This window comes from Gemmatimonadota bacterium, assembly GCA_016719105.1.
Classification (GTDB): Bacteria; Gemmatimonadota; Gemmatimonadetes; order Gemmatimonadales; family Gemmatimonadaceae; genus SCN-70-22.
In genome coordinates, this window is sequence record JADKAQ010000003.1 from 1 (window position 1) to 24480 (window position 24480).

Annotated in this window: 17 protein-coding genes and 1 pseudogene; 11 read left to right on the forward strand and 7 right to left on the reverse strand. The window is 69.3% G+C overall.

Annotation, left to right across the window (positions count from 1 at the left end; translation table 11 throughout):
- Window positions 1-855: 855 nt before the first annotated feature.
- From IPN47_06745 to IPN47_06775, 7 genes and pseudogenes are all read right to left on the reverse strand, one after another.
- Window positions 856-1881, reverse strand: coding sequence for an integron integrase (locus tag IPN47_06745; protein MBK9407740.1), 1026 nt, complete (start codon window positions 1879-1881; stop codon window positions 856-858).
- A 423-nt stretch (window positions 1882-2304) separates the two neighbouring features.
- Entirely contained in the window at window positions 2305-3837 is a 1533-nt protein-coding gene (purH, locus tag IPN47_06750) for a bifunctional phosphoribosylaminoimidazolecarboxamide formyltransferase/IMP cyclohydrolase (GenBank protein MBK9407741.1), read from the reverse strand.
- Window positions 3838-4002: 165 nt separating this feature from the next.
- Window positions 4003-4581 (reverse strand): annotated as a pseudogene (purN, locus tag IPN47_06755) (phosphoribosylglycinamide formyltransferase).
- 46 nt (window positions 4582-4627) lie between these two features.
- Window positions 4628-6553 (reverse strand): L-seryl-tRNA(Sec) selenium transferase, encoded by a 1926-nt coding sequence (gene selA / locus IPN47_06760; GenBank protein MBK9407742.1) that lies wholly within the window; start codon window positions 6551-6553, stop codon window positions 4628-4630.
- Window positions 6554-6557: 4 nt separating this feature from the next.
- Complete coding sequence (locus tag IPN47_06765; protein ID MBK9407743.1) at window positions 6558-8096, reverse strand: Ig-like domain-containing protein; 1539 nt, start codon at window positions 8094-8096, stop codon at window positions 6558-6560.
- On the reverse strand, window positions 8084-10837 hold the full coding sequence (locus IPN47_06770) for a valine--tRNA ligase (GenBank protein MBK9407744.1): 2754 nt from the start codon (window positions 10835-10837) through the stop codon (window positions 8084-8086). The genes IPN47_06765 and IPN47_06770 overlap by 13 nt, the downstream gene beginning before the upstream one ends.
- A 77-nt stretch (window positions 10838-10914) precedes the next feature.
- Window positions 10915-11652 (reverse strand): BON domain-containing protein, encoded by a 738-nt coding sequence (locus IPN47_06775; GenBank protein ID MBK9407745.1) that lies wholly within the window; start codon window positions 11650-11652, stop codon window positions 10915-10917.
- Between the two features lie 84 nt (window positions 11653-11736).
- Between IPN47_06775 and IPN47_06780 the strand changes: the two genes are divergently transcribed.
- The 11 genes from IPN47_06780 to IPN47_06830 all read left to right on the forward strand — a co-directional run bounded on the left by IPN47_06780 (window position 11737) and on the right by IPN47_06830 (window position 24406).
- A complete protein-coding gene (locus IPN47_06780) occupies window positions 11737-11883 on the forward strand; it encodes a hypothetical protein (GenBank protein MBK9407746.1) in 147 nt (48 codons plus the stop codon).
- 87 nt (window positions 11884-11970) lie between these two features.
- Window positions 11971-13899: a threonine--tRNA ligase gene (thrS, locus tag IPN47_06785; GenBank protein MBK9407747.1), complete on the forward strand. Its 1929-nt coding sequence runs from the start codon at window positions 11971-11973 to the stop codon at window positions 13897-13899.
- A gap of 3 nt (window positions 13900-13902) precedes the next feature.
- Window positions 13903-15246: an APC family permease gene (locus tag IPN47_06790; protein MBK9407748.1), complete on the forward strand. Its 1344-nt coding sequence runs from the start codon at window positions 13903-13905 to the stop codon at window positions 15244-15246.
- 24 nt (window positions 15247-15270) lie between these two features.
- Window positions 15271-15630 carry a cupin domain-containing protein gene (locus IPN47_06795; GenBank protein ID MBK9407749.1) on the forward strand — a complete coding sequence of 120 codons (360 nt, stop codon included), beginning with the start codon at window positions 15271-15273 and terminating at the stop codon, window positions 15628-15630.
- Between the two features lie 234 nt (window positions 15631-15864).
- On the forward strand, window positions 15865-17796 hold the full coding sequence (locus tag IPN47_06800) for a hypothetical protein (GenBank protein ID MBK9407750.1): 1932 nt from the start codon (window positions 15865-15867) through the stop codon (window positions 17794-17796).
- Window positions 17793-18710 (forward strand): hypothetical protein, encoded by a 918-nt coding sequence (locus IPN47_06805; GenBank protein ID MBK9407751.1) that lies wholly within the window; start codon window positions 17793-17795, stop codon window positions 18708-18710. Before IPN47_06800 ends, IPN47_06805 begins: the two co-directional genes overlap by 4 nt.
- Before the next feature lie 303 nt (window positions 18711-19013).
- Complete coding sequence (locus tag IPN47_06810; protein MBK9407752.1) at window positions 19014-20219, forward strand: acetyl-CoA C-acetyltransferase; 1206 nt, start codon at window positions 19014-19016, stop codon at window positions 20217-20219.
- 26 nt (window positions 20220-20245) lie between these two features.
- Window positions 20246-21148 (forward strand): CPBP family intramembrane metalloprotease, encoded by a 903-nt coding sequence (locus IPN47_06815; protein ID MBK9407753.1) that lies wholly within the window; start codon window positions 20246-20248, stop codon window positions 21146-21148.
- A 56-nt stretch (window positions 21149-21204) separates the two neighbouring features.
- Window positions 21205-22056, forward strand: a complete 852-nt coding sequence (locus tag IPN47_06820) for a 3-hydroxybutyryl-CoA dehydrogenase (protein ID MBK9407754.1) — start codon at window positions 21205-21207, stop codon at window positions 22054-22056.
- Window positions 22057-22111: 55 nt separating this feature from the next.
- A complete protein-coding gene (locus IPN47_06825; GenBank protein MBK9407755.1) occupies window positions 22112-23275 on the forward strand; it encodes an acyl-CoA dehydrogenase family protein in 1164 nt (387 codons plus the stop codon).
- Window positions 23276-23329: 54 nt separating this feature from the next.
- On the forward strand, window positions 23330-24406 hold the full coding sequence (locus tag IPN47_06830; GenBank protein ID MBK9407756.1) for a Glu/Leu/Phe/Val dehydrogenase: 1077 nt from the start codon (window positions 23330-23332) through the stop codon (window positions 24404-24406).
- Window positions 24407-24480 lie beyond the last annotated feature (74 nt).

Genomic DNA, 24480 nt, shown 5'->3' on the forward strand with positions numbered 1-24480 from the left:
TCAGCAGCCAAGGCGTCATATAATGCGGCCGCAGGCCTGCAGTCCGACGATGCCTTGGTCTGCTGCAACGCATGTTAGGCGACATAATTTCACATGCTCAATCCGGGTGAACCGCGGGAACTGTCGGCGGGTCTCCGCTCTGCACGCTTACCACCACGCGTGACGCCACTGGAGTCCGACGTCGAGGTGCCCCCGCGTGGTGCCCAATCGCCGCGCAAACATACCGTTCCGCACCTCGACGGCCCACGCCCCGCGTCGGATCCCCCCGCCGGTCGCGAGCACCCAGGTACCTCCGCGCGCGGGTACCGGCCCAGGCTGACCCGCCACCTGAAACCACTCGGGGCCCGCGAACAGGTAGGCCGGCCCGTGCGACACCAGCGCGTGCGTGGCGAGCGAGAGACCGTTCTCTGTGGACCCGGCGCGCGGCGGATACGAAGCGTCGTACCCATACGGCCCCCGCCTGCCGAGCCGGAGCGTCGTCAGTGCACGCACGGTGCCACAAGCGGTCACGCGGCGACGAACTGAGCCCCTCAGTACCCCGAGGGTCCCTGCAACGAGGGCTCGCGAAGCGTTCCGCTTGCGCAACGCACCTGTCAGTGTCGCCTAACGAAGATTCGACCGCCCGCAATACTCCCATCAGGTCGGTCAGTATCCGGTCCGTTCGACAGCACGCGTAGTCGCGTCGCACCGGTCAGCATAAGTCCTTCGGTACTGCCCAGCCGAACGTATACCTCGCTCACCTTACCACCGCTTCCCCGCGCTCGCCAGCCACACCGGCCACGCTGGGGCCCTTCGGGGGGGCCCTATGGGACGGCTCTGGGGACCGCACGGGCCCCGCCCGCAAAACCAACCACGCTACTCGCGCGCCCCCTCCGTCAGCTTCACCAATTCCAACGGACTGCGCACCGCCCCAGGCCCCCGCGCCAACACATGCGTGTAGATCATGGTCGTACTCACGTCCGAATGCCCCAGCAACTCCTGCACCGTGCGGATATCGTATCCCTGCTCGAGCAGGTGCGTCGCGAAGGAGTGCCGAAACGTGTGGCAACTGGCTCGCTTTGCGATGCCCGCCAGTGCAACCGCCACCTTCACGTCCCGCTGTACCGCCGTCTCGTGCAGATGGTGCCGCCGGTACTCCCCGGTCAGCCGATCCCGATAGTGGCTCGTCGCCGGAAAGACCCACTGCCACTCCCACGCGCGCGCCGCATTCGGGAGTTTGCGCCCGAGGGCATCTGGCAGGACCACACATCCCAGGCCGCGCGCCAGGTCACGATCATGCACGCGCTTCACGCGCTGCAGATGCGCCTGCAACGGGCCATGCAGGGCGGGCGGCAGGACGGTGGCGCGGTCCTTGTCCCCCTTGCCCCTCCGCACGATCAGCGTGCTTCGCTCGAAGTCGAGGTCCTTGACCCGCAGCCGCAGCGCCTCCAGCAACCGGAGCCCGGACCCGTACAGCAACATCGCCACAAGCTGCTTGGCCCCACGCAATCGCTCGAGTACGGCCGCGACTTCGGTGCCGGAGAGCACCACGGGGAGGCGCGGTGGGCGATGCACGGGAGACACCTCCACCCACGACAACGGTACGCCGAGCCCGTGGTCGAAGGCGAATCGCAGCGCCGCCAACGCCTGCTGCTGCGTCCCGCCACTCACTCGACGCCGCTCAACCAGGTACGAGAGAAACTGTCGTACGGCCTCTGCGCCACCAGCCGCGGGTGCACGCGCCTTCCGGAACGCGAGAAAGCGCCGTAGCCAGCCCAGATACGCCTCCTCGGTACGCGCACTGTAGTGCCGCAACCGCAGCGCGCTTCGTGTGGCCGCCAACCATTCCGACGGGGTCTTCGCACGCCCCGGCTGCACGCACTCCCTCGCCGCCGCATGCATCGCCGTACCCGACGGCGGCGCGAGGGAGGCGGCACCCTCTTGGCGGCGCTCAGGTGGGTCGGGCGATTCGACCCGTTGTTGCCACCGCTTTGCTGGAGTCATGGCACGAACGCTGGCCACTGGCCCAAGCGACGGCCTCACCATTTCCGTGCATCGCGGACCATTCTCGCGCACGCGATGTGGCGCGCCTCGTCGGATTCATGGGAACACTGGTCGACGGAAGGCGCTCGCCCCCGTGTCGAATCCGGATCGTTGGTCACTGGGCGACCGGCCGAACACGTTCTGTTCGAGACGAGGCGATGGCGCCTCCCCGGAATTCTCGATGCGCGGAGGAGAAGGGGACGATCTGCGACCGGCCGCCCCCCTCTCTCGTCTTCCCGTCTTCCCGTCTTCCCGTCTTCCCGTCTTCCCGTCTTCCTGAACCTAGTGTCGAAACATCCGCTGCCCCGTGAAGACCATCGCGATCCCCTTCTCGTCGGCCGCCGCAATCACCTCGGCGTCACGCACCGAACCCCCAGGCTGCACGATCGCCGTCACCCCGGCCTCGGCCACCTGGTCGATCGAGTCGCGGAAGGGGAAGAAGGCGTCGGAGCCCAGGGCGCACCCCTCGGTGGCGTGGCCGATGGTGCGCGCCTTGTGGACCGCCATGAACGAGGCATCGACGCGCGACATCTGGCCGGCGCCGATCCCGATCGTGGCGCCGTCACGGGCGAGGACGATCGCGTTCGACTTGACCGAACTCACCGAACGCCAGGCGAACAGGAGGTCGGTCTGTTCCTTCTCGGTCGGCGCGCGCTTGGTGACGACCTTCCATTCGCCGGCGCCTAACGACGTGGGCGGGCGGTCCTGCAGCAGGAAGCCGCCGCGCACCCGCTTGAAGTCGAGCGCCCCGGGGCGCCACGTGGCCGTCCCTTCGAGCACGCGCAGGTTCTTCTTGCGCCCGAGGATCTCCACCGCCTCCTCGCTGAACGACGGGGCCACGATGCACTCCACGAAGAGCGAGGCGATGGCTTCGGCCGTTTCACCGTCCACCGGCACGGTGAACGAGATCACGCTCCCGAATGCTGAGACCGGGTCGCAGGCGAGCGCCTTCTTGTAGGCGTCGAGGGCGCTCGTTCCGGTGGCCAGCCCGCACGGCGTGGTGTGCTTGATGATCGCGCACGCCGGCTCGCCGGCGAACGGGTCGGTCGCCAGCAGCGCCCCCTCGAGATCGAGGAAGTTGTTGAACGAGAGTTCCTTTCCCCCCTTCTGCACGAGCCCGGAGAGTCCTTCACCAGCGCGCTCGAGATAGAAGGCCGCTTCCTGCCCGGGATTCTCGCCGTAGCGCAGCGACTGTCCGCGCGTGAGGGCGACGGGAATGGTGTCGGGAAAGCGGTCGCCGCGTTGCTGGGCGAACCAGGTGGTGATGGCCGCGTCGTATGCGGCGGTGTGCGCGTAGACCTTCTCCGCCAGCCGGCGGCGCAGCGTCGGGTCATCGTCGCCAGACGCAATCGCGGTGAGCACCGGTGCATAATCGGCAGGGTCGACCACGACCCAGACGGCGGCGAAGTTCTTGGCGGCCGAACGCAGCATCGACGGTCCGCCGATGTCGATGTTCTCGATGACCTCCTCGGGATGCACGCCGGGCTTTGCCGCCGTCTCGCGGAAGGGATAGAGGTTCACGCAGACGAGGTCGATCGGGCTGATCTTATGCTCGGCGATCGCCGCCATGTGCTCGGGGAGGTCGCGCCGGGCCAGGAGCCCGCCGTGCACCGCCGGGTGCAACGTCTTGACGCGCCCGTCGAGCATCTCGGGGAACTGGGTCACATCCGACACGTCGCGGACGGTGAGCCCGGCATCGCGCAGGGCGCGGGAGGTGCCGCCGGTGGAGACCAGGTCCCACCCCGCGGCCACGAGGGCGCGGGCAAAGTCGACCAGGCCGGACTTGTCGGAGACGGAGAGCAGGGCGGTAGGCATGGGAGAAACGACGGGAGAGTCGTGGATGAAATCAGCGTGATATGGTGCGGGCTAGCCGAGGAGGGCGTTGATCCCTTCGGCGGCCGCGCCGGGATCGGCGCGCAGGGCGAAGTGGGTGGGGGCGAGGTGGCCGGGGGCCCCGTGGACGCGCCCATCGTCACCTAACGAGATGACGCCCGCCGCCAGCTGCTGCACCACCCGCGGGTAGAGGGCATGCTCCACCGCCAGCACGCGCCGAGCGAGCGTGACGGCGTCGTCGAACGGAAAGACCGGCACCGGCCATTGCGCGATGATCGGCCCGCGGTCGTAGACCTCGTCCACGAAGTGCACCGTCGCCCCGCTGAGGCGCGCGCCGTGGGCGATGACTGCCTCGTGCACATGGTGCCCGTACATGCCGCTCCCCCCAAAGGCGGGGAGCAGGGCGGGGTGCACATTCACGATGCGCCCGCGAAAGCTGCGCGTGACCTCGGCCGGGACCATGCGCAGGTAGCCCGCCAGGACGACGAGGTCGATGGCGTGATGCGCGAGCAGGGCGAGCATGCCGCTGGTGCGCTGCTCGCGGTCCATCGCCACGGCCGCGATACCGTGCCCCGCCGCCCGCTCGAGCGCCCCGGCCGACGGGCGGTCTGCCGCGACGAGGACGATCTCGCCCGGGCAGTCGACACCCAGCGACGTGAGGTGCGCCTGGATGGACTGGAAGTTCGACCCGCCCCCCGAGGCGAGTACCGCGATCTGCTTGCGCATGGCGCCGCATTGTACCCAGTCGGCGCCCGCGGAGTAAGGTGGCGTGTCAGCCGTCGATCGCGGCAATCCAGCGATTGATCGCCTCGGCCAGCGAATGTGCCACACCCGCATGCGTCCGCGCCCAGTGCACCTCGTTGGGTGGGGTCGCGGGCGAGGGGACGAGGATGCCGATGCCGCCCAGCTCCAGCGCCGGCTCGACGTCGCGCCGCCGATCCCCGACGAAGAGCGAGCGCTGCAGGTCGATGGCATGCTCGCGCGCGGCCTGCAGGTACATTCCCGTCCCCGGCTTGCGACAATCGCAGGCGCCGGAGACGCTGGGATGGTGCGGGCAGTGATAGGTGGCGTCGATGCGCGCCCCCGCCTCGGCCAGGAGCTGCGCCAGGCGCCGACGCGTGGCGTCGTACTGCGCCTCGGTCACCAACCCCTGCGCGATCCCGCTCTGGTTGGTGATGACGATGGCCAGCAGGTCGCGCTCGTTGAGCGCGATGATCGACGGGGCGACGTCCGGGAGGACATGCACGCGCGCCGGATCGGCGAGGTAGTGCGCGTCCTCGATGAGCGTGCCGTCGCGATCGAGGAAGGCGGCTGGACGCTTCGTCTTCATGCGAGGGACGGCGCCAGGGTCCTGAGCAGTGCCCCCCCGAAAGTCGTCGTCCCGCATCGCCGGGATCGACCGCAGGTCCAGCAGCAAGCGCTCGTGCTCGATGCGCCCCACGATCGCCGCCTCCCCGTGACGCAACCGCTCGTCGAGCCGGCTGGCGCTCCCCGCCAGCGCCACCGCGGTCGACGGGATGCGCGCCGACGGAAAGGCGCCGCCGCCGACCGTGGCCTCGCTCGCCACGACGTCATGCGCGATCCCCGCGGTCGCGAGCGCCGCGCCTAACGACTCGGCCCGTTCGCGCACCGCGGAGGGCGGGGCGGTGAGCATGGCGAGCGCCGGCACCTCGCGCAACGCGCGCGCAGGGTCGCGGTACAGCGCCAGGGTCGCTTCGAGCGCGGCGAGCGTGAGCTTGTCCACGCGCAGCGCGCGGCACAGCGGGTTGCGCCGACAGGCGGCGACGGCGGCGGCCGTCCCGACGATGATCCCGGCCTGCGGCCCGCCGAGCAGCTTGTCACCGCTCATGAGGGTCAGCGTCGCCCCGTCGCGCACCGCGTCCCGCGCCAGCGGCTCCCCGCGCAATCCGAATTCGCCCAGGTCGACGAGGAGCCCGCTGCCGAAGTCGTAGAGCAGCGGGATCGCCTGCTCGGCGGCGATCGGGGCGAGGTCGCGCAGCGTCGCCTCGGCGACGAAGCCGGTGATCTCGAAGTTGGAGCGGTGCACCTTGACGAGCGCTCCGCTCTGCGCGCCTAACGCCGCACGATAGTCGTCGGCGTGTGTCCGGTTGGTCGTCCCCACCTCGCGCAGGACCGCCCCGCTGCGGGCCATGATCTCGGGGACGCGGAAGCTCCCGCCGATCTCGACCAGCTCGCCGCGGGAGATCACCGCCTCGCGGTCGCGACTGAAGGTGTTGAGGGCGAGGACGAGCGCGGCCGCGCAGTTGTTCACCACGATCGCGTCTTCCGCCCCGGTGAGCTCGCGCAGGAGGGCAACGCAGTGTCCGTAGCGCGATCCCCGTGCCCCCGCCTCGATGTCGTACTCGAGGTTGCACGCACCGCTCGCGGTGCGGACGATCGCGTCGAGGGCGGCGGGAGCGAGTGGGGCGCGCCCGAGGTTGGTATGCAGGACGACCCCCGTCGCGTTGAAGACAGGGCGCAGCGACGGCCGTTCGAGGGCCGCCAGCGCGGCGGCCACGCGCGCATCCCACTCGGCGTCGTCGCGCGGGAGCGCGGCATGCCCGTCGCGCACGGCGGCGACCACGCGACGTGCCGCTTCGGTCACCAGGGGGCGCGGCGACGACGCACTCAGCGCCTTGACCCCGTCGCGCGCGAGCAGGGTCCCGATGGCCGGTAGCGTGCGGCGCGTGTCGGGCATGCGCCTAACGCGAGGGCGCTCGGGCCACGGCCAGCCACCGCACCCGGTCGTCGGCGATCGGCGTCACGGGCTGCGGCCTGGCGGTTGGCGCTTCGGGGTGCGTCGCGGTCGATGCGCCGACGGAGGCATCGCGCCCGGTGGCGCTCGTGTCTCGGCGGGTCGTGTCGCGTCGCGCGCTGCTATCGCGCGCGGCGCTGGTGTCGCGTCGCGCGCTGCTGTCACGCGCCGCGCTGGTGTCGCGCCGGGCGCGCGAGGAGTCCTTCGCGGTCGAGTCGGCCGCCTTTCGGGGCTTGGGGGTGTTGAAGACGCGCTCGCTCGTTCGCGTGCGCTTGAGCAGCGTGCGCATGTCGATCGCCCGCAGTCGGTAGCTGGTCGACGGCTGCAGCGGCGTCGCCAGGCGCAAGATGATCTCGTTGACCGGGGCCGGAATGCTCGGCTTGGGTGGCGGCTCCTTCCTGGCCGTGTCGCGCCCCGTGAGGCGCGCGACGACCGAGTCCACCGAACGCCGAGTCGGCGGGGGGAGGGCGCGGCGCGTCGTCGGGGGCGGGGCGGGGCGCGGCGCGCGGGCCGTATCGCCCTTGGCGCTGTCGGCCTTTGCACTGTCGGCCTTGGCCGCCTTCTGGACCGAGTCCTGGATCGCCTTGGTGCGCAGCGAGTCCTCACGGCGCGCATCGTCGGCGCGGCGCGACAGGGCGCGCGCGATGCGCACCAGGGTCGAGTCCTTGGCCCGGAGCGTGAAGTGCGTCGTGTCGATCACGAACGTCGTGTCGAGGGCGCGATCCATCTGGACGCGCAGCGTGAGCGAATCGACGATGGTGACCGTCTGGATGCCGGCGCCGATGGTGTCGTGCACGTACGTCAGGATCTCGCGCCGCAGCGAGTCGGCGAGCGTGACCGTCATCGTGTCGTACAGTTCGCGCGGATCGAGGTAACGGTTCTTGTTCTGGTCCACCGAGGCGCGAAGGACGTAGCGGCCCGCGGGGACGTTGCCGAGGTCGAAGCGCCCCATCGAGTCGGCCTGTGCGATGTAGCGCGTGGAATCGCGGTCGGTGGGGAGGGGGAAGGCCTCGATGAACGCTTGTGGCGCGACCTTTTCCGCCATCCAGTCGAAGACGATCCCGCGCAGGTTCCCCCGTGCGATCGTGGCCCCTGTGGAGAAGACGATCACCGACCCGGTCGAGTCGACGTTTCCTTCCAGGTCCGCGAGCCCGCTGAGCATGCGCACGCGATACGTGGTGTTGGGGCGGAAGCCACCCTTGGGGCTCACGGAAATCGTCGTCCGTCGCCACGACACGTTAGGCGCCCCGTGGCTCGGCGAGATGAGGAAGAGCGCCCCGAGGTCGGCCGCGCCGACCGGACGCTCGCTCACCACCTTGTCGAAGCTGTACGTCACCCCTCCGGCGCGCACGTTCACCGCATTGGTGTCGGGGCGTGCACGCAGGACCTTGGGGGGATCGTACGTCTCCGGCCCTCCCGGGGGGATGCTGGCCGACGCGCAGCTCCACGCGGCGGCCACCACGGCGAGGCGGGCTAGTGGCCGCACAGCGCGGCTACCTTGGCGGCGAGCTGCTCGCGCCGCGCCGTCCATTCCTGTTCCTTGCGACGCTCCGTCTCCACCACGTCGGGCTTGGCGCGGGCGATGAAGTTCTCGTTCTGCAGCCGGCCGCGCAGTCCCGTGAGCTGCTTCTCCAGTCCTTCCAGCTCTCCCTTGAGTCGCGCGCATTCCTTGTCGAGGTCGATGGCTCCCGCCAGTGGGAGCACGATCTCTGTACCATCCGAGAGCACCTGATGTGCCGCCGCCCCGCTCGGCGCGGCGTCGGCGCGGGTCAGGGCGCACCGCGTGAGGCGCTCGATCAACGCCCCTTCACCGGCGTAGATCGCCTGTGAGGCCGGGGCCGGGATGACGATCCCCGACAGCTGCTTGCCGGGGGTGATCCCGTACTCGCCACGCAGCTGCCGGATGGCCGACACCGCCTCGATGACACGGGCGAACTCGTCGGGACGCCCGGGGTAGTTTCGCCGAGTCGGCCAGCTGGCCGTCGCGACGAAGGTCCCGTCGACGTGCACGGGGAGCTTCTGCCACAGCGCCTCGGTCACGAACGGGACGATCGGGTGCAGCAGTCGCAGCGCCTGGTCGAAGGCATACACCAGCACCGCGCGCGCCACGTTGCGATCGTCGCCCGGCGTGGAGAGGCGCCCCTTCACCGACTCGAGGTACCAGTCGGCGAGTTCGTTCCAGACGAAGTTGCGCGCCGCCTCGGTGTACTCGTTGAGGCGGAGCCCGGCGTAGCGCTCCTCGTCGCGCCACCGGGTCCCGTTAGGCCGCGTGGGACCAAGCGCGGTGTTGCAGGCCTCGATCGCCGCGTTCAGGCGCCCAAGGATCCAGGCGTCGGCCCGTGTGAAGTCGTTCACCGGGATGTTGTCTAGCGCCAGCACGTGGTCGTCGCCGACGTTGGTGAGCAGGAAGCGCCCGATGTTCCACAGCTTGGTGACGAAGTTGCGCCCCGGGGCAAACGAGCGCTCCAGGTCCTTCGGGTCGAGGATCGTGTCGGCCCCGAGTCCCATGCCGGCGACCACGGTGTAGCGCAGCGCGTCGGCGCCGTAGAGTCCGACCACGTCGAGGGGATCGATCCCGTTCCCCAGCGACTTGGACATCTTCACGTGGTTGGTGTCGCGCACCGTCCCGTGCAGGTAGACCGTGTGGAACGGCGCCTCGCCCATGAAGGCAAAACCGGTCATGATCATGCGCGCCACCCAGAAGAAGAGGATCTCCGGGGCGGTGACCAGCAGGTCGGTCGGGTAGAACGCCTTGAGGTCGGCGGTGTCGTCGGGCCAGCCTAACGTGGAGAACGGCCACAGCCCGGACGAGAACCAGGTGTCGAGCACGTCCTCGTCCTGCCGCACCGCCCCCGAACAGGCGGGGCAGTGCTGCACGTCCTCGCGCGAGGCCGTCACCTTGCCGCAGGCGTCGCAATACCAGACCGGGACGCGATGCCCCCACCAGAGCTGGCGCGAGATGTTCCAGTCGCGGATCCCTTCGAGCCAGTTGATGTAGACCGCCTCCCATCGCTCGGGGAGGATGCGGATCTCCTTCTCGCGCACCGCCCGCAGCGCCGGCTCGGCGAGCGGCTTCATCTTCACGAACCACTGCTCCGACAGGCGCGGCTCCACCACGGTGTCGCAGCGATAGCAGCGGCGGATGGAGTGCGCGTGCGGCTCGATCTTCTCGAGGCGCCCCAGCGCCTGCAGCCGCTTCACGATCTCCTCGCGCGCGGCAAACCGGTCCATCCCGGTCAGGTCCTCGGGGACGCGACCGCCCGCATCCATCACCTCACGCAACTCACCCGTGGGGGTGAGGATCACCGGCATCGCCAGGTTGTGGCGCTGCCCGACGTCGAAGTCGTTGGCGTCGTGCGCCGGCGTGATCTTCACCGCCCCCGAGCCGAAGGCCGGATCGGTGTAGTCGTCGGCAATGATCGGGATCTCCATGTTCGCGATCGGGAGCATCACCGTGCGCCCGATGAGATCCTGATAGCGTTCATCGTTCGGGTTCACCGCCACCGCCACGTCGCCCAGCATCGTCTCGGGGCGCGTGGTGGCCACGACGATGTAGCGTCGCTCCTCGCTCGCATTCACCTGCGTGATGGGATAGCTGATGTGGTACAGCTTCCCGTTCGCGTCATGATGCTCCGCCTCTTCATCCGACAGCGACGTGAGGCATCGGGGGCACCAATGAATCACGCGGTGGCCGCGGTAGATGAGCCCGCGCTCGAACAGGCGCACGAACGCCTCGCGCACGGCGCGCGACAGCGCCGGGGAGAGCGTGTACGCGGTGCGTGTCCAGTCGGCCGACGCCCCGATGGCGCGCAGCTGCGAGAGGATCGTCCCCCCCGTCTCGTTCACGTGCTGCGCCGTGCGCGCCACGAAGGCCTCACGCCCCAGGTCGAAGCGCGTCTTCCCCTCCTTGGCCAGCGCCTTCTCCACCACGTTTTGCGTGGCGATGCCGGCGTGGTCGGTCCCGGGGACCCAGAGCGCCTCGTCGCCGCTCATGCGGCGCCAGCGGATCACGACGTCCTGCACCGTGTTGTTGAGCCCGTGCCCCATGTGGAGCACCGCGGTCACGTTAGGCGGCGGGATGACGATGGTATACGGATCACGATCGCCCGCGGCGCGGCGGGAACGATCGGCATGGGCGGTAAAGACTCCCGCCTCCTGCCAGCGCGCGTACAGGTCGCGCTCGGTGGCGGCGTGGTCGTATTGCGGGGGAAGTTCGGAGGTCGACATGGCGCGAAATCTAACGTGGAAGCAGCAAGGGCCGCCCACCCGGGGCGGCCCTTCGCGAACGGCGTGCGCGGGAACCCCTAGGGCGCGTCTGACCCCGTGCGGGCGCCGGCGCGTACCGCCCCGCGTCCCGCGTCACGGACCGCGACATCGACGACCACCCGCTCCACTCCCTCCACTCGGCTGGCGACCCGGCGCGCGATGCGAAGTTCGCGCTCCGTGCGCACCCGGCCGGTCAGCTCGAGCACACCGTCGTCGTCGACGGCGATCTCCAGCGCCCGCTGTCGCAGCACCGCGTGGCGCCTAAAGGCGGCGAGCACCGCCTCCTCGATCGCCTCCGGCGACTCCGGGTCGACGATGTCGTCCTCCGCGTCCTCGTCCTCGTCGTCCTCGTCCGGAAACGCGTCGTCACCGACGTGCGCCCGCGCGGGCGGGGCCGACTCCTCGTCGTCGTCATCCAGACCCGCAGCCGCGCGCTCGATGTCGTCCACCTCGTACTCATCCAGGTCGCGCGTCCGCTGCCGCCGGCGCTTCTTGGCCGCTACCGGTCGGCGCTCGGCGGGCACGGTGCCGAGCAGGGCACCGATGATTTGCTCGATCCCCACCGCATCGATGACCGCACCCAGCGCCCCCGAGGGGAGCGCCCCGCGCACGAGCTTGAGCAATGGCGCGCGCTGCTTGCCCAGCAGGCGACGCATGCCGCGCCACCCGCCCATGCGCTGCGCCACGACCGCCCCCGCCAGCAGGCCCGCGACCACACCCGCCGCGACCAGCAGCGTGTGTCCCGAATCCGATTCGTCCTCGATGTATCGCGCCATGCGCACCGGAGAGAGCGTGGGGAGCGAGCGCGGTCGCCCCGTAGCATCAACTTGCTGTCGTACGATAACTTGCGCGTCGTGAATATGCGATCCGCGCCCCCGGACCCCCCACCCGCCAACGCCACGAAACTCATCCCGTGGCTCGTGTTGGCGCTCGCCATCGCGGCGGGGGTGATGCTGGCCTTCCGCTACGGCTCGCGTGTCACGCCGCTCATCGACGGTATCCGTTAGGCTCCTCCCGTTGGGCAGGCGCGGGCGCTCCCGCGCCCCCACCGCTTCGCACCGGCTCGACTCCACCATCGTCCCGTCCCACCCGACATGTCTGCTCCGCTGACCCTCACGCTCCCCAACGGCGATACTCGCCAGGTCGATGCCGGCACGCTGCCGCGCGACGTGGTCGCCTCGATCGGCCCGCGACTGCTCAACGCAGCGATCGCGGTCACCGTGGACGGTGAGGTGCAGGACCTCATGACGCCGCTCCGCCGGGGCGGGGCGTTCAAGGTGCTGACGGACAAGGACGCCGAGTCGCTGGCCGTGCTCCGCCACTCGGGGGCGCACATCCTGGCCACCGCGGTGCGCCGCCTGCGCCCCGACGCCAAGATCGGCTTCGGCCCCGCCATCGATGACGGCTTCTACTACGACTTCGAGGTCGAGAAGCCCTTCACCCCCGAGGACCTCGAGTCGTTCGAGGCGGAGATGAAGAAGGTCATCGCCGAGAAGTACCCGTTCCAGCGCGAGGAGGTCGACCGCGACGAGGCCAACGTGCGCTTCGCCGACGACCCGCTCAAGCTCGAGCGCATCGCCGACCTCCCCGAGGGGGAGATCATCTCGACGTACACTGACGGTCCGTTCATCGACCTGTGCCGCGGCCCGCACGTCCCCGACACGTCGTACCTCAAGCACTTCAAGCTCCTGCACACCGCCGGGGCGTACTGGCGCGGTGACGAGCGCCGCCAGATGCTGCAGCGCATCTACGCCACGGCCTTCTGGAAGAAGGAAGACCTCGAGCAGCACCTCTTCCGCATCGAGGAGGCCAAGCGCCGCGACCATCGCGTGGTGGGCAAGGCGCTCGACCTCTTCATGTTCCACCCGTACGCGCCCGGCGCCGCCTTCTGGACCGAGCGCGGGACGACGATCGTCAACACGATCAACGACTTCCTCCGCGAGCTGCAACGCGACGACTACAAGGAAGTGCGCACGCCGCTGCTCTTCAACAAGGCGCTATGGGAGCAGTCGGGCCACTGGGGGAAGTATCGCGAGAACATGTTCCTCGTGCTCAACTCCGAGACGGAGGAGCACGACATGTCGCTCAAGCCGATGAACTGCCCCTCGCATTACCTCCTGTTCAACGCCAAGAAGCACTCGTACCGCGAACTCCCGCTGCGCTACAACACGTACGACGTGCTGCACCGCAACGAGATCACCGGCGCCCTCTCCGGGCTCACCCGCGTGCGCCAGTTCCAGCAGGACGACTGCCACATCTTCCTGATGGAGTCGCAGATTGCCGAGGAAGTCCATCGCCTCATGCAGTTCATCCTCGGCTACTATCGCACCTTCGGGCTCACGGCGACGGTGAAGTTCGCCACGCGCCCGCCGACGCGCGTGGGAACCGACGAGATGTGGGACCGCGCCGAGGCGGCGCTCAAGGCCGCGCTCGAGGCGACGGGGATGCCGTACGAACTCAAGCCGGGCGACGGCGCCTTCTACGGCCCCAAGATCGACTTCGACGTCACCGACTCGTTAGGGCGGGCCTGGCAGCTCGGCACCATCCAGCTCGACTACGCCGCCCCGGAACGGTTCGACATGAGCTACACCGGCGAGGACAACACCACGCATCGCCCGGTGGTCATCCATCGTGCCGTGTCGGGGTCGTTCGAACGCTTCATGGCGATCCTCATCGAGCACTTCGCCGGCGCCTTCCCGGTCTGGCTCGCCCCGGAACAGGTGCGCATCCTCCCCATCACCGACGACCTCGCCCCGCAAGCCGAGTTGGTGACGAAGCAGCTGCGCGCCGCCGGGATCCGCGCCACCATGGATGCGCATAACGACACGCTCAACTACCGCATCCGCGAGGCCGAGTTGCAGAAGGTCCCGTACATGGCGGTGCTGGGCAAGCGCGAGGCGGAGCAGGGGACGCTGGCCGTGCGCATGCGCGGGCAGGGGAAGAAGCAGGACATCGTCCCGGTCGACGAGTTCGTGGCCCGCGTGCAGGAGCAGATCCGCACGCGCGCGCTCGACCTCGTCTAGCCGATGGTCGGTACGCGCGGTTCCCTGCTGCGTGTACTTGGCGTCGGCTTCGGCATCGCGGTGGCGGTCGGCGGTGGGGTCGGGGTCGGCATCCTCCGTACCCCTGGCGCTATCGCCGAGGCGCTCCCGCATCCGGGGCTCATCCTCCTCGTCTGGGTGTTAGGCGGGGCCTACGCGCTGTTGCAGGCCAACAACCTGTCGGAACTGGCGGCGGCCCACCCGCGATCGGGGGGGCCGTACGTCTTTGCGCGGCGCGCCTTCGGTCCCTACGGGGGATTCGTCGTCGGCTGGGCCGACTGGCTCTCGCTCGTGGTAGCCACCGCGTACCTCCCGCTGGCGCTGGGCGAATTCGTCGCCCGCCTCGTGCCCGCGTGGCTGGGGTTGGAGCCGCTCATTGCCTTTCTCGCCCTGGCGACGTTGCTCGGCGTGCAGATGCGCGGGGTGAAGGCGGGGAGTCGCGTGCAGGAAGTCGTCGCCCTGCTCAAGGCGCTCGCCCTCCTCGCCTTCGTGGCCCTCTGCTTCGTGGCGGCTCCGGCCGCGCGCGAGGTGGCGGCACCGGCGGCTGCGCTTGTCCCGCAACGACCGGTCACGGTGCTCGCCTTCGCCGGCGCGTTGCAGCTGGTGATCGGCGCCTACGGCGGCTGGTACGCCGCCGCCTTCTTCGGCGAGGAGCAGAAGGACCCGGGACGCGCCGTCCCGCGGGCGCTCCTCAGCTCCGTGCTCGTCATGCTCGTCCTCTACGTGTCGGTCAACCTCGCCTACCTGCGCATCCTCCCGATGGGAGAGTTCATGGCGAGCAAGCTCCCGGCCGCCAGTGCGATGCAGCGGGTCTTTGGCGGTGCCAGCGACCAGGTGGTAACTGGGCTGTCGGTCCTCCTCATGATCGGGATCGTCAACGCGCTGGTGATGATCGCCCCGCGTGCCCTCTACGCCCTGGCGTGCGACGGGCTCTTCGTGCGCCAGGCGGTGTCGGTGAACACGGGGGGGACCCCCGTGGGGGCCACGATCGTGACCGTCGCGGTCGCCGTCACTCTCGCCGCGACGGGGACCTTCGAGCGGCTGTTCGCCCTCACCGCCTTCCTCATGATCGTGGTCGACGCGTCCAACAACGTCGGGCTCCTCCTGCTGCGCGTGCGCGAGCCGGAGATGGCGCGACCGTATCGGGCCATCGGCGCCCCCGCCACCACGATCGTGTCGCTCTGCGTCGCGCTCGCCCTCCTCGCCGGCTTCACGGCGAGCGACCCGCGCACCGCCGCCATCGGCGTCGCCTTCATCGCCTGCAGCTATCCGCTCTTCCGCTTCGCCTCGCGCGGCGCCGCCGCACGGACGACCCCCTCGACTGCCTAACGCACCGCCCACGGGGAGCCCGCCATGCCCGTCGTCAACCTCGCCGACAAGTTCTCCCGCTTCGCCGACTACTGGCACCCGCGCATCGTGGGGGAGCTCAACGGCCAGCACGTGAAGGTCGCCAAGCTGCTCGGCGAGTTCGACTGGCACTTCCATGCGGACGAGGACGAGCTCTTCCTCGTGATCCAGGGGACGCTCACCATGCAGCTGCGCGACGGCGACGTGACCATCGGCGAGGGGGAGTTCTTCATCGTCCCCCGCGGCGTCGAGCACCGCCCGGTCGCCGAGGAAGAGGTGCACGTCGTGCTCTTCGAGCCGGCATCGACCTTCCACACCGGGAACGTGGTGACGGAGAAGACGCGCGAGTCGCTGGAGTGGATCTGACGGACTGAGGGGGCGCCCCACTGGCCCGTCGTCGCGACGCACCCCGGCGAGCACCCGGGCGACGCCGTCCGGCGACCATCGAGGCGACGCATTGGGGCGAGGCGCCGGACACACCTTTTGGCGCATGCGGCTGTCGGAGTACGTTGACCGCACTCTGACCTCCCGACGATGCCCTCCAATCGCTGGACGAGTCGAACCGTTCGTGCCGCCACACGGCGTCATGTGCACCTGGGGGTGCTCGTCCCCCTCGCGGCCGGGCTGCTCGGCTGCCTCGCCGCTCCGCTCAAGCTCTCGCGTGACGACTCCGGCACCGTCCTCGCGCGCCAGTCCCTCACGGCCCCCGATCCGTCGCAGCGCGGGACGTACGCGATTCGCACCCTCTACTATGGCAGCGGCACCGACAAGCGCCGCGCCGAGTATCGCGACTCGGTCACGCTCAAGACGGCCAGCGTCGACGGGAGCAAGCTCGCCGGTCCGCCAAACCCGTCGCAGGGAAAGGTCCGCAAGGACTACTGGGGCTTCGACTTCACCAAGCTCCCCGTGAACGGGCGCGTCTGGTATCCCGACGGCGCCGGTCCGTTCCCCCTCGTGCTCATCGTGCACGGCAATCACAACATGAAGGAGTTCTCCGACCCGGGCTATCGCTACCTCGGTGAGCTGCTCGCCTCCCGCGGCTTCATCCTCGCCTCGGTGGACGAGAACTTCCTGAACGGCTTCATGAGCAACGAGAACGACGCCCGCGGATGGATGCTGCTGAAGCACCTGCAGGCGTGGCGGCAGTTCAACGACTCCGCCGGATCGCCCTTGCACGGACGGGTCGACATGACGCGTATCGCGCTGATGGGGCACTCGCGGGGCGGTGAAGCGGTCGCGGTCGCCGGGGCGTTCAATCGCCTGTCGCACTATCCCGACGATGCCACTGTCCGCTTCGACTTCAACTTCGACATCCGCTCGCTCGTGGCGATTGCACCGGTCGACGGACAGTATCGCCCCGCCGAAAAGCCGACACCGCTGACCAACTACAACTACCTGCTCATCCACGGCTCGCATGACGGCGACGTCTCCACCTTCGATGGGCTCGCGCAGTACGAACGCGTGCGCTATCCCGATCGCGGGCCGTGGTTCAAGTCGGCGATGTACGTCTATCGCGCCAACCACGGACAATGGAACACCGCCTGGGGGAGCCTCGACGGTGGCCCGCGCAGCGCCCGCTATCTCGATGTGCGCGGCCTCGTCTCGCAGGCCGATCAGCGCCGCTTCGCCGAGGTGACGATCACCGCCTTTCTCGAGGCCACGCTGCGCGATCGACGCGATTACCTCCCGCTCTTCCGCGATCATCGGGTCGCTGGCGCCTGGCTCCCGAAGACGATGTACATCACGCGCTTCCAGGACGCCTCGTTCCGCGCCGCGGCGACGTTCGAGGAAGACGTGGACGTTTCGCGCGGCACGGTGGCCGGCATCACGCTCGAGGGCGATTCGCTGGGCACCTGGAAGGAGGCGACGCTCCCGTTTCGCTACCGCGGGAGCAACCAGGGGCACAACGCCGTGCTGCTGGGATGGAACAACCGGATCGCCGGTGACGACACGACACGACGCGGGCGACCGGCGTCTTACACATTGTCGTTAGGCGATTCGGTGCGCGCGGCCTGGGGGATCGATGACGCGACGACGCTCGTCTTCTCCCTCGCACCGACGAAGGCGACGCCGGGGCCGCGCGCCCCCGCCCGGGATTCGGCGGCGTCGGGTGATTCCGCCGGAAAGAAGCGGGCGGCGCCCAAGTCCAGGTCCAAGCCTCCTGCGACGCGGGCGGTGGACGATACCGTGCCGATGGACCTCACCATCGAGGCGATCGACGCCGAGGGGCACACCGCGCGCGTCCCGCTCTCCGCCTACGGTGTGCCGAGGCGACCGCTGGAGATCGGGGTGTATCGGCGCGCCGGGCGCGACCGGCGGCGCTTCGCCAATCCCTACGAGATCGTCTTGCAGACGTACACCATCCCGCTGGCCGACTTTGCGCGGGCCACGCCGGGCTTCGACCCGCGCCGACTCTCCAGCGTGCGGTGGCGCTTCGACCGCACCGTGGCCGGCACCGTCTGGCTCGACCACATCGGATTCGCACGGCTCTCCCCCGACTTCAACGCTCCGTCTGTTGGAGGTGCGCGATGAGCCGTGCACTCGCGCTGTTTGCCTCGATCGGCCTGCTCGTCGTGCCCGTTGCGGCGCGGGCGCAGCGGGAACGTCACGCGCCGATCCTGTTGCAGCTCCCGGTGACCGCACGCACGATGGCGATGGGGGGGCTGACGGCGGGTTCGCGTGACGTGGAGGCGGTCTTCGGCAATCCGGCGTTGGTCGGGGGGAGCAGCGCCTTCTCGCTCTCGCTCGGGCGCTACGCCAGTGGTGCCAGCACCGGGCATGCGGCGACCACGATGTCGATCGGGTCCATCGGGCTCGGATTTGGCGTCGCCCTGCTCGATGCGCCGCAGGTGGTCGCGCAATCGCCCATGCGCAGCGACGTCCTCACCGACGAGGGACGCGTCGCGGCCGCCGGCCTCGCGGCGAGCGTCGCCGCCTCGCTCAACTGGAAAGGACTGCGATGGGGGGCCTCGGCGCGCTACCTGGACGCGCGCACGGGGATGACGCACTCCGCGAGCCCTGCCTTCGACGTTGGGGTGGCCAAGGACCTCATGAACGGCTTCCTCTCCGCTGGCGTCGTGCTCCAGCACCTGGGGCGCGCCCTCCCCGGCACCGGCGAGGGACGGGCCCTGCCCACACGCATCGCGTTAGGCGCTTCGGGGGGCGGGTACGGCGTCAGCAAGTGGTTCGACGTCGGCGCCTCCGCCAACGTTGCGGTGCGCGAGGACGGCGCGCTCTTTCCGGCCGTCGGCGGCGAGTGGGCCCTCGTGCCGCTCGAGGGGATCGCCTTCGCGCTGCGCGGCGGGGTGCGGCGCCCTGAATTGCGTGCGCAGCGCGCCCTCACCGGCGGCGTCGGGGTGCAGTTCGATCGTCTCTCGCTCGACTATGGGTGGGAGGATATGCGGGGAAAGGGCGGGGCGCACCGCGTAACCTTTCGTCTGCGCTAGGCGAGCCGTTCGCCGTCGGTGGTCGCCGTCCGTAGTCGCGGCCCGTGGTCGCCGATGCGGCCGTCGCGCGGGCGGGATAGGCGCCGGCCGGGGCTCCCTCCGGCGGTGTAAACGATACCGGTGGCGCGTTGTGCCCGCGGCGCACGCAAGTCGTCGTTCGCCGGGCATCGCGCGGGTCGCTGCGCGAGCATCTCGCGAGGGAATGTCGCACGCCGCCGTCCGTTGTTCCCTCGCGCGGCCCCGGGTTAGCTTTGACCCGCTCCCTCCCCATTCGGGCAGGGCATCACTCCGGCCGTTTCTGAAATGTCCGATACATCGCGCACTCCCGTCATCGTCAGCGCGGCACGCACGCCGATCGGGAAGTACCTCGGCGCCCTCGCCTCGCTCAGCGCCCCTGACCTCGGCGCCATCGCCATCCGTGAAGCGCTCCGGCGCTCCGGCATCGCCGGCGACCAGGTCAACGAAGTAATCCTCGGTCACGTGCTGCAGGGCGGGACCGGCCAGGCGCCGGCTCGGCAGGCGCTGATCAAGTCCGGCATTCCGTCATCGGTCTCGGCGCTGACCATCAACAAGGTCTGCGGCTCCGGACTCAAGGCGGTGATGCTCGCCGCCCAGTCCATCAAGGCGGGTGACGCGCAGGTGGTCGTGGCTGGGGGACAGGAATCGATGTCGAACGCCCCGCACTACCTCTACAACATGCGCGGAGGGGTGAAGATCGGCGACCAGACGCTGGTCGATGGCATGATCAAGGACGGGCTGTGGTGCGCCTTCTGCGACGTGCACATGGGGAATCACGCCGAGTACACGGCCAACAAGGGGCAGGTCTCGCGGCAGCGACAGGACGAGTTCTCCGTGCAGTCGCACCTCAAGGCGGCGGCGGCGCAGGAGGCGGGGAAGTTCGCCGCCGAGATCGTCCCGGTGGAGATTCCGGGGCGCAAGGGACCGACGGTGGTGAGTGCCGATGAAGGGCCGCGCAAGGACTCGAGCGTCGAGGCGTTAGGCAAGCTGCGCCCCGCCTTCCCGTCCAAGGAAGCGACCGACCTGAGCGTCACGGCGGGGAACGCCTCGTCGCTCAACGATGGCGGTGCCGCCCTCGTGGTGACATCGGAGGCGTACGCCCGTGCCCACGGCCTGACGATCCTCGCCCGCATCGATGCGTACGCGACGGGTGCCGTCGACCCCAAGGACCTCTTCTTTGCCCCCGTCAACGCGGTGGGGAACCTGATGAAGAAGCAGGGGACGACGATCGGCGACTACGACCTCATCGAGGCCAACGAGGCATTCGCCGCGCAGGCCATCGCCGACGGCGACGCACTGGGCTGGGACTGGGACCGGGTGAACGTGAATGGCGGCGCGATCGCCCTCGGCCATCCGATCGGGGCGAGCGGGGCGCGCGTGCTCGTGACGCTCCTGCACGCCCTCGCCGATCGCGGCAAGGCCCGCGGCCTGGCCACGCTGTGCCTCGGGGGCGGTGACGCAGTGGCACTCTCGGTCAGCCGGGTAGCCTAACGAACGCCGGCGCGGCGCGAACGCTCATGTCCTCGACCGAGGCGGGAGGGCGTCTCGCGACGCCGACCGGCGGCGGGGCAGGGGAGCGTCCGCGCGTGACGCCGCTGTGGCGCTTTGCGGTGTTTGTCCTCGCCTCGTCGGTGGGAGTGCTCGGCTGCCGCGCGGTCATTCCGATGTTCGCCGCCGTCCTGGAGGACCGGACGGGGGTGCGGCTGCCGAGCTTTGTCCTCACCCTCTCGGCGGGGATGCTCATCGGCCACTGGTGGACCTTTCGTCAGGCGGAGCCGCACGGGTGGCGCCTGGTGATGCTCGATCGCTCGGCCCTGTCGCTCCGGGCGGTGCTGAGCGGGGCGGCCTTCGGCGCGGCGGCGGTCGGTGTGCCATCGCTGCTGTTGCTGGCCATCGGGTGGTTGCGGCTGGAGCCCATGCCCGAGGGAGACCTCCTGACGTCTGCGCTCCTGACGCTCGGGCTCCTCATCCCGGCGGCGCTGTGGGAGGAGCTGGTGGCGCGCGGGTATGCGCTGGCGCTCCTGCGCGAGCGCTTTGGGGCCCGCACGGCTGTCGCGATCACCAGCGTCGCCTTCGGCCTCATGCACCTGGAGAACCAGGGGGCGACGTTCCAGTCCATCGCCCTCGTCACGCTCGCGGGGATCTTCCTCGGCAGCATCGTGATGGCCATGCGCAGCCTGTACGCCGCGTGGTCGGCACACGTGGCGTGGAATTTCGTGATGGCCGGCGTGATGCACACGTCGGTGAGCGGGATGGGGATGGGAACACCGAACTATCGCACCATCGACGCGGGTCCCGACTGGGCCACCGGTGGGATGTGGGGGCCGGAGGCCGGGATCTTCGCCGGCGCGGGGATGGTGCTGGGGATGTACCTCCTGTTGCGGCGTGGTGCACGACCGGCCGCGCCCGACGAGACCTGAACTCGACGCACTCACGCTGAACACGGCGCAACGCGCGCCCAAGGAGCGGAACGACGATGTCCGATGCGATTGCGGTGATTGGAGCGGGGCAGATGGGGAACGGCATTGCCCATGTCTTTGCCCAGGCGGGCTTCCCGGTGACGATGATCGACGTCTCCGCCGACGCCCTCGCGCGTGGGCGGTCGACGATCGAGAAGAACCTCGATCGCCAGGTGAAGAAGGGGACCATCGATGCGGCGGCCAAGGACGCGACGCTGGCGCGCCTGTCGACCAGCACCGACATCGCGGCCATCGCCGGCGCCACGCTGGTCGTGGAAGCCGCGACCGAAAACGTCGACCTCAAGCATCGCATCTTTGGCGACATGGACCGCCTGGCGGCCCCCGGGGCGATCCTCGCGACCAACACCAGCTCGATCTCCATCACCGACATCGCCGCACGGACAAAGCGTCCGGAGCAGGTGATCGGGATGCACTTCATGAATCCCGTGCCGGTCATGCAGCTCGTCGAGGTCATCCGAGGGCTGGCCACCAGCGACGCGACCACTCAGCGCGTCCTCGAGCTGTCGAAGGCGGTCGGCAAGACGCCGGTCGAGGTCAATGACTTTCCGGGGTTCGTCGCCAACCGCATCCTCCTCCCGATGATCAACGAGGCGGTCTTCGCGTTGATGGAAGGGGTGGGGACGGTGGAGGCGATCGACACCGTGATGAAGCTCGGCATGAATCATCCCATGGGCCCGCTCGCCCTGGCCGATCTCATTGGCCTCGATACGTGCCTGGCCATCCTCGAGGTGCTGCATGAGGGCCTCGGCGACTCGAAGTATCGCCCCTGTCCCTTGCTCCGGAAGTACGTCGCCGCCGGCTGGTATGGCCGCAAGAGTGGCCGCGGCTTCTACAACTACGCCGCGTAATGCGCACCCATCCGCTCTCGTCTTCTCGTCTTCCCGTCTCCCCGTCCTCCGTTCTATGAGCTGGGCCCTGATCCCCCTCACCGAAGAACAGCGCGCCATCCAGCAGGCGGCGCGCGACTTCGCCCACGCCGAACTCGCGCCGCACAGCGAGCGATGGGATCGCGAGTCGTTCTTCGATCGCAGCATCGTCGGGAAGCTGGGCGCGTTAGGCTTCCTCGGCATGCTCATCCCCGAGGCGTACGACGGCCTGGGGCTCGACACCTGCACGTATCTCGTCGCGCTCGAGGAGATCGCCGCGGTCGATGCGTCGGTGGCGGTCCTGATGAGCGTGCACAACTCGCTCCCCACGCAGATGCTCCTGCGCTATGGCAGCGAGGCGCAGAAGCAGCGGTACCTCAAGCCGATGGCACGCGGCGAGTCGCTCGGTGCCTTCGCCCTCTCCGAGCCGGATGCCGGCTCCGACGCGGCGTCTCTGCGTACGCAGGCCGTGCGGGATGGCGACCACTACGTCCTCTCCGGCGTCAAGGCGTGGGTCAGCGCCGGGGGACACGCCGATGTCATCCTCGCGATGGCCCGCACCGATACTCCCAATGACAGAAAGGGGGCCCGGGGGATCTCCACCTTCATTGTCACACCGGACATGCCCGGCTTCTCCGTGGGCAAGAAGGAGGACAAGATGGGGCTCCGGGGCTCCGAGACGACGCAACTCGTCTTTGACGAACTGCGTGTCCCCGCCGCCAATCTCCTGGGGCAGGAGGGGATGGGCTTCGTCTACGCCATGCAGTCGCTCGACAACGGGCGCCTGGGCATCGCCGCGCAGTCCATCGGCATCGCCCGCGCGGCGCTCGAGCACTCGGTGCGCTATGCCGCCGAGCGCAAGCAGTTCGGCAAGGCGATCAAGGAATTCCAGGCCATCCAGTTCAAGCTGGCCGACATGTCCACGCGCGTCGCCGCGTCGCGCGCCTTGCTCTACGCGGCCGCAGCGGCCAAGGACCGCGGCCAACCCATCACCCAGTTCGGGTCCATGAGCAAGCTCATGGCCTCGGAAACGGCCATGTGGGTCACCACCCAGGCCATCCAGATCTTCGGCGGCTACGGCTACGTGAAGGACTATCCCGTCGAGCGCCTCTTCCGCGATGCCAAGGTGACCGAAATCTACGAAGGCACGTCTGAGATCCAGCGAATCGTGATCGCCCGTGAACTGTACGCGAAGTCCTAGGCCGTCACTCGTCTTCCCGTCTTCTCGTCTTCTCGTCTTCCCAAGAGCAACGCCATGAACTTGTTCGATACCATCGCCGGCATGGGCCATGAGCAACTCGTCGTCTGTCACGACAAGTCCTCGGGCTACCGCGGCATCATCGCCATCCACGATACCACACTCGGTCCCGCCCTCGGCGGGACGCGGTTCTGGCAGTATCGCAGCGATGAGGAGGCCATCATCGATGCCCTGCGCCTCGCGCGCGGCATGACCTACAAGAACGCGGTCGCCGGCCTCAACCTCGGCGGCGGCAAGGCCGTCATCATCGGCGACAATCGCACGGCCAAGCGCGAGATGATCTTCCGCGCCCACGGGCGCTTCGTCGAGTCGTTAGGTGGTCGCTACGTCACCGCCGAGGACGTGGGGACGAGCACCGCCGACATGGACTTCGTCCACATGGAGACCGACTACGTCGCCGGCCTCGCCACCAAGTCGGGCGACCCGTCACCCGTGACGGCACGCGGCGTCTTTCGCGCCATCCAGGCCTCGGCCAAGCATCGCTGGGGCTCCGAGTCGGTCGCCGGCAAGACCATCGCCGTGCAGGGACTCGGCAACGTCGGTCACTACCTGTGCAAGGAGCTGCACGCGCACGAGGCCAAGCTCGTGGTCACTGACATCGACGCCACGCGCGTGAAGCGCGTTGTCGACGAATTCGGCGCGCGCGCCGTCGACCTCGACGCCATCTACAGCACGGCGGCCGATATCTTCGCCCCCTGCGCCCTGGGCGGCATCATCAACGACGACACGCTTCCCAAGCTCCGCGTCGAGATCATCGCCGGTGCCGCCAACAACCAGCTCCTCCTCGCCGAGAAGCACGGCGGCGAGTTGGAGAAGAAGGGGATCCTGTACGCCCCCGACTTCGTCGCCAACGCGGGCGGCGTGATCAACGTGTACAGCGAACTCGCCGGCTGGACGGCGCAGCGTGCGCTGCGCAAGGCAGACGAGATCTACGACACCACGCTCGGCGTCTTCGAGATCGCCCGCGAGCAGGGCATCCCGACCTACGAAGCGGCGGATCGCCTGGCCGAGCGCCGCTTGCACGCCGTGGGTGGCCTCGTGCGCACCTGGCCGCAGTGGCCGCGGAAGAGCTGAAGACGGGAAGACGGGAAGACGGGAGGACGAGTGAACGACAGAGGGGCGGGGGCGCTGAACCGGGCGCGTCCGCC